This window comes from Paraliomyxa miuraensis (assembly GCF_026337845.1).
Taxonomy (GTDB): Bacteria; Myxococcota_A; Polyangia; order Nannocystales; family Nannocystaceae; genus Paraliomyxa; species Paraliomyxa miuraensis.
The window spans coordinates 1-369 of the sequence record NZ_JAOVZF010000049.1 but is presented as its reverse complement, the minus strand read 5'-3'; the positions used below and the strand labels follow the sequence as shown (position 1 = coordinate 369).

General features: G+C 68.3%; 1 protein-coding gene. It reads right to left on the bottom strand.

Going from position 1 to position 369, the window contains the following annotated elements; all coding sequences use genetic code 11:
* Positions 1-369 (bottom strand): type IV pilus modification PilV family protein (locus OEB96_RS00205; RefSeq protein ID WP_266213357.1); only part of this gene is annotated, 369 nt, incomplete at both ends.

Genomic DNA, 369 nt, shown 5'->3' with positions numbered 1-369 from the left:
AACACCAAGAAGCTCCCGCGCACCTCGCCGACCACCGCCTCGTCGTCGGGAATGTCGGCGGGCGGGCGGCTCATGCTGCGCTGTCGCTCGTTGGCCGCCACCAGCTGGTCGTCGTAGGGAAACGATGGGTTGGCGTTGCCCGCGAAGTCCTGCGACAGCAGCTGCAAGAAGCCCTTCCCGTAGAGGTCCGCCATCGTCTCCTGGGCGATCCGCTCGCCCTCGCGAAGCTCTCGCGAGGCCCGCTGCGACTCGATGCTGCGGGACTCCAGCGCCACCAGCCCCACCACCGAGATCGCGAACACGGCCAGTGCCACCAGCACCTCCATCAAGGTGAAGCCGGCCTGACCACGATCGGCCCGAACACGACCG